The organism is Candidatus Jordarchaeum sp., assembly GCF_052745115.1.
The window spans coordinates 1-6,986 of the sequence record NZ_JBRAKS010000208.1; the positions used below are offsets into that span (position 1 = coordinate 1).

A 6,986-nucleotide genomic window follows, 5' to 3' on the forward strand; every position below is an offset into this window, starting at 1 on the left:
CCAGCATAAGACAAGTAAAAACTAGGAAAAATACATACCTAAGGCGGCGTCCCTAATAGTTCGACATAATGTTATAGGTATGTTTTTTGCACAGGGGGTATGTGTTTTTATTTGTTGGCTACTTGTGAAGGAGGCTATATACTCCTTCTTTTCCAATTCCAAGACGTATTAGAGGAGTTAAGAAAAACACTCCTACATACCAAACACCAAAAAATACATACCTAATACATCGTGTCTAATAGTTCCTCTAGCGCCCGAAAACAGAATATGGATAAAGGAAATCTCAATATCCTAAATAATTATATTATTATAAATCGATAATTAATGGAAAAACACAAAAATCATGAGAGATTAATATTAGTCTGATTCCCTCTTTAAGGAGATGATTGGTGATGGGAAGTTACAAGGATATAATTTTTGAGAAAAAACCACCTATTGCATGGGTGACCTTTAATAGACCGGACAAACTCAACGCCATATCCCTGACACTAATACAAGAATTAGGCGACGTACTGGACACTCTCTGGGACGATGAGGAAATCAAAGTCCTAGTACTTACGGGTACCGGAGATAGAGCATTCTGTGCCGGGGCAGATATCACCATGTTTCAGGGACAGAAACCAAACAGCATGTTTCACATTATACGAAAAATAGTGGAAGTCACGCAAAAAATGGAGAAGTTCCCCAAACCCATAATTGCAGCTATCAACGGCTTCGCTTTGGGTGGAGGATGCGAATTAGCCATATCTTGCGACTTTAGACTGGCAAGCGAAAAGGCGGCGTTTGGACAGCCCGAAATAATGTTAGGGTTAATACCGGGTGCTGGAGGAACCCAGAGACTCGCAAAACTAATCGGACTGGGCAGGGCCAAGGAACTCTGCATGTTGGGAAACCGGATTCCCGCAGATGAAGCCCACCGCATAGGCCTGGTAAATATGGTGTTCCCCACAGACAAATTCAAGGAAGAAGTACAAAACTTTGCTAACAGGTTAGCCGAGGGCCCCCCAGTAGCTCTTAAAATGGCTAAGTACGCCTGCAACTTTGGAACCCAAGTTCCACTAGATGTAGGATTAGTGTTAGAATCCGGTGTGTTCAGTGTTCTGTTCGGAACCGAGGACATGGTTGAGGGCACATCCGCCTTTCTAGAAAAGAGAAAAGCCAAATTCTCTGGGAAATAAAACTCCACTTTCTTTTTTTATTTCCGTTAAAAACAGTTCACAAACTGAAAATTTCAATATTTGTGGTTTCCAAGCAATTTTTTATGCTTATAGTTCTTTTTTTGGGAATAATATTATTAATACATTTATTATAATTAATACTAATTCTTAAACATTAATGTGAATTGTAAATAACCGGTTTTGACGGGGTTGACTCTATATTGGAGGATATTGTGAAGTTATTGTTCGAATTGGCGTCCATAGAGCGGTTGCTTTTGCTCAAGTGCATCGATAAGGAACCTAAACGCTTATCGGACATTTCACGGGAGCTTGAAATTACAACCCCCGAGGTTTATAGACAATTAAACCGGTTAACGGCTCAGAGCATTGTGAGTAAGACTTCTGATGGTCTCTACGAAATAACCCCCTTTGGTAGAGTAATTATCCAATCATTAGACCTGTTTAAATTCCTCACCCAACACCGAGATTACCTTTTAAATCACAATTTAACCGTTATTCCCAACGAGTTTATACACAGACTAGGTGAGTTGAACCAGTGTGAACTGATAAGCGGAGTTTACCGAATTATTACTATACAGGAAAAGTATATGTCTGAAACCCAGTCTAGACTCTGGACTATATCCAAGCAGATTTTCCACCTAGTTTTTCCGGTACTTGAAAAGCTCTCAGGAAAGAGTGTTGATAAGAGTGTTGATATAAGGTTAATTTTACCCAAGTCCATAGTAGATACTCAGCAGTTTAAGAAACTTAAGCAGTCCGGGGGACAGTTTGTAAGACTATTGGATGAGGTGAACATTGTTTTAGGGGTTCTTGACGAAGCCGGTGGGATCTGCTTTCCCACACTAGAAGGAAACATTGACATGTCCTTTATGATAGGATGCAGGAACCAGACCTCTGTCAAATGGTTAATTGACCTCCATAAATACTATTGGGAAAGAGCAGAACCCCTATAACCAGAAATAATTTATTAACGAGAAAAAGTTATATGAAAGAAGTTCAAATAATTATGTTATTGTTTATTTGAGGGGATTTGTAATGTCTGAAAAATATGATGTCGTGGTTATTGGAGCTGGCTTAGGAGGCCTAACCTCTGCCGCTTCTCTTGCTAAGAACGATCTTAGTGTCCTGCTTCTTGATAAGCACTATAAACCGGGTGGTTACGCCACATCCTTTGTTAGAGGTAGGTTTGAGTTCGAAGTGGCTCTTCACGCCCTTTCCGGACTGGATCTTGATACCAAGCGGGGCTTTATGTGGCGGATGTTTGAGGATCTTGGAATCACAAAGAGAGTGCAATTCGTTAAACTCCCCACGCTTTATAAATCGATTTACCCGGATTTCGAATTTGTTATGCCCGCGGGAAGGGAAAACATCGAGAATGTTCTGTTAGACACTTTTCCCAAAGAATCAGAAGGGATTATACGTTTCCTTGACAAAATACAAGCTACTAATAATATTCTGACCGGGCTCCAAAGAGGATCTGGAATAACAAAAGAAGAGATTCAGGAACATTTCGTAAAATATAAGGATAAAACACTCGGTGAAGTTCTGGAAGCCGACGTGAAAGATATTAAAGCTCGTGCCATCCTCGCTCAACTTACCGGTTACTTTGGGCTTCCTCCCTCAAAGGTCTCCTACGTACTTGCCGCTTCTGGTTTAGACACCTATTTTAGATACGGTGGAGCACAAATAAAAGGTACCTCACACACCCTGGCAAACGCTTTCGTAGATTCGATTTATGAATTCGGTGGAGAAGTGAGATTAAGCAACGGAGCAAAAAAAATCCTTACAGAGGGAGGAAAAGTAACTGGTGTCATAACTGATAAAGACGAAAGGATTGAAACAGATTACATAATCTCAAACGCTAATCCCTTTGCAGTGTGCAACCTAATAGGTTTTGATAAGGTGCCTAAATCCTTCGTTGAGAGACTGGAGTCAAAGCCGATAGCCATAGCAACCTCCTGTGCCTACCTAGGACTGGACGTTCCTCATACTGAGCTGGGAGTGGATGAATTCGAAATGTTTTTAGGGTCCAGCTACGATTTTGACCGACTCTACAATTTAAGGGACAGTCTGGAGCCCACTGAGATAGGTTTTGCTACTTACAATCTGGCTTATTCTGATGCTTCCCCACCAGGAACAAGTGTTGTGGTGCTTACTACTATAGCTAATGGTGAGGTTTGGAGGAAGCTCAAGCCCTCTGAATACTTTGATGCTAAGACTAGAGTGGGAGAAAGAATGTTAAAAATAGCTGAGGAAAGAGTTGTCCCAGGACTAAGGGAACACATCGAAGTTGTTGAGATTTCCACACCTATTACTAACATGCGTTACACCGGAAATCCCGACGGCACAATACTTGGAACCCCTTATACTCCAGACAACATTCTCGGTAACCGTTTACCACAAGACGGTCCATTCAAAGGTCTTTACTTTACTGGAGCTTGGACCCAGATAGGCGGAGGATACCAAACCTGCTTAATGTCCGGCTCCTGGGCTGCAAGCAAAGTACTAAACGAAATTAAGGGTAAAAAATAGAATGAAAAAAATTAAGGGATTTACCTAGAAAATTCAATTTACTACAAATGTAGGAAAGCCGATTTTTACGTCTGATAGGGAAAAATTGAGCGACGAAAGGTGGCCCTCTTCGGCAAACGCGGAATCTTCTGCGGAGCATGCGACAGGCACATCGGGAAGGCTAAGGATCTAGCTAAACGAATAAAAGAAATAATGGAGTCCCAAAACATTGATTTAGGATCCCTTTTACTGAGAACCGACCTCGGAAGCGTTGAACTACTTAAAAACATGTGAACCAACTTCATCAAGTCGAGGAACCGCAAAGATTGCCCAGTAGACGAAACCCAACCTACCCTATTAATATCTGCGCCATGGAGAAAGAAATTGCAACCTGTATCGAATACGAGTTATTAGAAGAATGCTTCGACACATCAAAAACCCAACAAATGGAACCTTAAATCTAAAAAAGATTTCTTTAAAATGATTTCTATCCTCTACAACAATTGGAACTTAGACCACCTGAAGAAATAATTGTGCAACGAAGCATACAGAACAGAGTTTTAACAATTGAAAAAATAGGGAAATTTGAAATTAATAAATTTATCATTATTTGGGTTCGATTTTCATTTCCAGGTGGCAAATGTTTCCATTTGTTTTAATATTCATATCCGTTACCTGTCCAAATTCTAAAGCCTCTACGGTGGCAGCTCCCACCATGCATAAAGCACAAATTGGGCATCTCTCATATCCTAGTAAGGCTGTAGCTATTTTTCCGAATCCTAAGTAGATACAGTTTTTCAAAGTCCCGCTCATAACGTTGTTGCTTACTTTAACATCCACTTCTTCCACAAATTGACTATTTTTTACTGCTTCCATAAAATCTTTAGGAAGTTCTTCTAAACTTGTAGCTGGCTCTTTACCTAACAGTACCTTATCAACCACCTTCAGTATTCCTTTTAATACGTCTGAAGCCCGTCGTGCAGTAAGTGTGGTGGGTATTCCCATATTTTCTAAGGCTGATAACAAAGAACCGAAAATTACCGCATTGTTAAAAGTATTTAGCATTCCTTCAGGGCCTTTTGACACTGTCAATTCACTAATTGTTTCCATTAATTTTTCAACATTTACTTTTTCGGACAACATAATTCCCTCTTATTGGAAGTATTAATTTCAATTTTACATTTGGATGCAGAATGTTTTCCGCTTGATTTTAAGTGAAACTCTTAAGACCGCTTTCCCGAAGGTCTTAAAGTTGATGTGAACTCATCTAATCTGCATCATCTATAATATAAATAACATTACAAATATATAAAGTATTAGTAAGTTATAAAAAAGATAGAATTTTCAGCATTTTTCAAAAAATTAGGACTTACGCAGTTGGGTGGGTATTTGTGTGTAGTTGGTGATGGGATTGCTCGAGTTTGCCTTCTTTTTATATTTCAGCCTTTTTTAGCTCTTTCTTTGAGAGGTGTGTATTAAAAATTCTGTTTTTCACCAATCCAAGGCAAAAGAGGAGATTTCGACGCCACCACAGGCCCAGTTAACCTACAAACAGCCCTCAACTGCGTAACTCCTAAAAATATTAAAAAGAAGAATAATAAGCTTCATCATAAATCTTAATAAAACTAAATCATACTAAAATACCTTAAAAAAGTAAAAGAAATATAAAAGAGAAAAATAGATTTCCTTAATTAAACTTTTTTATAATCGTATTGGTCCCCCCTATACTAAATACTGGGCTATCATGGTGTAAGCGTCCATTTAATTAATGAGTCTGGCATTACTGCTCCTTTTCTCTTCTGCGGGAATAGTGTTGTATCATATTTTTCGAATCCAGCCTCCGGATTAACTCCACACCTTGGATACAGACCTGCCATTATCCTCATAAGGCACTGCAAGCATCGGTTGCATCTTCTTATCTCTTCAACTTTCCCTTCTCTCACCTTATTAGGCCAATCTGGATCTGCGATGGACTGTCTGCCAAGTTCTGCTATATCTGTTACACCTCTCCTGATTACTTGCTCCGCTAAAACGGGATCGTGAATTGATGGTGTTATTATTGGAATATCTAGAGTCTCTTTAATCTTCAGAGCCTCTTTTAGAAGGTGGTTTTTAACATGTTCTATATCACCTGGGAAGAAGTATTTCAGAGCTTCATAAGATCCATCCGATATGTTAAGGTATGCTATTCCTAGGTCCTCCAATTTTTTAGCAATTATTTTTACTTCATCTAAAGTAAGTCCTTGCGGTATGTGTTCATCGGCACTTATTCTCACACCTACTGGTATAACCCCCTTTACTGCCTCTAATGTACGCTCTGCAATCTCAACTAGAAACCTCATACGGTTCTCCAATGAACCGCCGTACTTGTCATTTCGCTTGTTTGAAAGTGGTGACAAGAATTGGTGTAAAAGATACCCGTGGGGTGCGTGTATTTCAATACCATCGAATCCCGCTGTTATCACTCTTAAGCACGCCTCAACATATCTTTCCTCTTCCCCCTGTATCTCTTCTATAGTCATCTCTCTTGGAGTTTGCCCCTTCATATACTTTTGCATATCTGGACTGCTTACCATCGGCTTAAATATTTCGGGTAACATTTCAACTTGTACCTCATAGGGGATGGGTGAAGGAGCGTAAGGTGGTGTTCCATTAAGTGCGCGTCCTTGTCTTCCCAAGCCTATGCTCAACTGCGCAAATATTTTTGCTCCAAATCTGTGAACCGCCTCCACCATAGTATTTAAACCAGCAACAAACAAATCGTTATGTAGATACAGGTTTCTATAAACTATAAATGGGGCTGCAAGCTGTGTTGCTAATATAGCCTCGGTTATTATTAAGCCGAAGCCTCCTTTAGCTCTCCGTGCGTACCACGCTATGTTTTGCTCAGTAACGAACCCATCATGTGTAGAGAAAAGCAAGTTCATAGGGGCCATCGCAATTCGGTTAGTTATCTCTAAATCACCGATTTTAATTGGTTCAAAAAACGCTTCGAATTCTGGTTTCTCTAGGGAAATTTCATAATCCTCTTCCTTTACAGCGACCCTATCAATAATAATTTTTCTCGTTTCCTCAGACGAGGCTCTAGATTCTATTTCTCGACTTTGTTTTAAAGGTATTCCAATCCCTCCAAAGATTTATTCAATCTTTCTAATAATTACTTAATTTTCTCAAACACCCAATTTTTTATTTGATTTTACAGAGCAATTATATAAATTTTTGCTTTGAAATGCCCTGTTGCACATTGATTTCTATCCTTGGTTGGGTAGGTAAGATAACTGTTTGTTTCTTATTTAA

7 protein-coding genes are annotated in these 6,986 nt (G+C 39.5%); 5 read left to right on the forward strand and 2 right to left on the reverse strand.

Features of this window, described 5'->3' with window-relative positions; genetic code table 11:
* Window positions 1–392: 392 nt before the first annotated feature.
* The 5 genes from ACUVXA_RS13755 to ACUVXA_RS13775 all read left to right on the forward strand — a co-directional run bounded on the left by ACUVXA_RS13755 (window position 393) and on the right by ACUVXA_RS13775 (window position 4,147).
* On the forward strand, window positions 393–1,178 hold the full coding sequence (locus ACUVXA_RS13755) for an enoyl-CoA hydratase/isomerase family protein (RefSeq protein ID WP_445871850.1): 786 nt from the start codon (window positions 393–395) through the stop codon (window positions 1,176–1,178).
* A 212-nt stretch (window positions 1,179–1,390) separates the two neighbouring features.
* Complete coding sequence (locus ACUVXA_RS13760) at window positions 1,391–2,131, forward strand: helix-turn-helix transcriptional regulator (protein ID WP_445871851.1); 741 nt, start codon at window positions 1,391–1,393, stop codon at window positions 2,129–2,131.
* An 82-nt stretch (window positions 2,132–2,213) separates the two neighbouring features.
* Entirely contained in the window at window positions 2,214–3,710 is a 1,497-nt protein-coding gene (locus ACUVXA_RS13765) for a phytoene desaturase family protein (RefSeq protein ID WP_445871852.1), read from the forward strand.
* A gap of 99 nt (window positions 3,711–3,809) precedes the next feature.
* Entirely contained in the window at window positions 3,810–3,983 is a 174-nt protein-coding gene (locus ACUVXA_RS13770; RefSeq protein WP_445871853.1) for a hypothetical protein, read from the forward strand.
* Between the two features lie 32 nt (window positions 3,984–4,015).
* A complete protein-coding gene (locus ACUVXA_RS13775; protein WP_445871854.1) occupies window positions 4,016–4,147 on the forward strand; it encodes a hypothetical protein in 132 nt (43 codons plus the stop codon).
* A 148-nt stretch (window positions 4,148–4,295) separates the two neighbouring features.
* Here ACUVXA_RS13775 and ACUVXA_RS13780 read toward each other — a convergent pair whose 3' ends face one another.
* Both ACUVXA_RS13780 and ACUVXA_RS13785 read right to left on the reverse strand, forming a co-directional pair.
* Window positions 4,296–4,832 (reverse strand): hypothetical protein, encoded by a 537-nt coding sequence (locus ACUVXA_RS13780; RefSeq protein WP_445871855.1) that lies wholly within the window; start codon window positions 4,830–4,832, stop codon window positions 4,296–4,298.
* Between the two features lie 599 nt (window positions 4,833–5,431).
* Window positions 5,432–6,826, reverse strand: coding sequence for an oxidoreductase (locus ACUVXA_RS13785; protein ID WP_445871856.1), 1,395 nt, complete (start codon window positions 6,824–6,826; stop codon window positions 5,432–5,434).
* Between the last annotated feature and the right edge of the window lie 160 nt (window positions 6,827–6,986).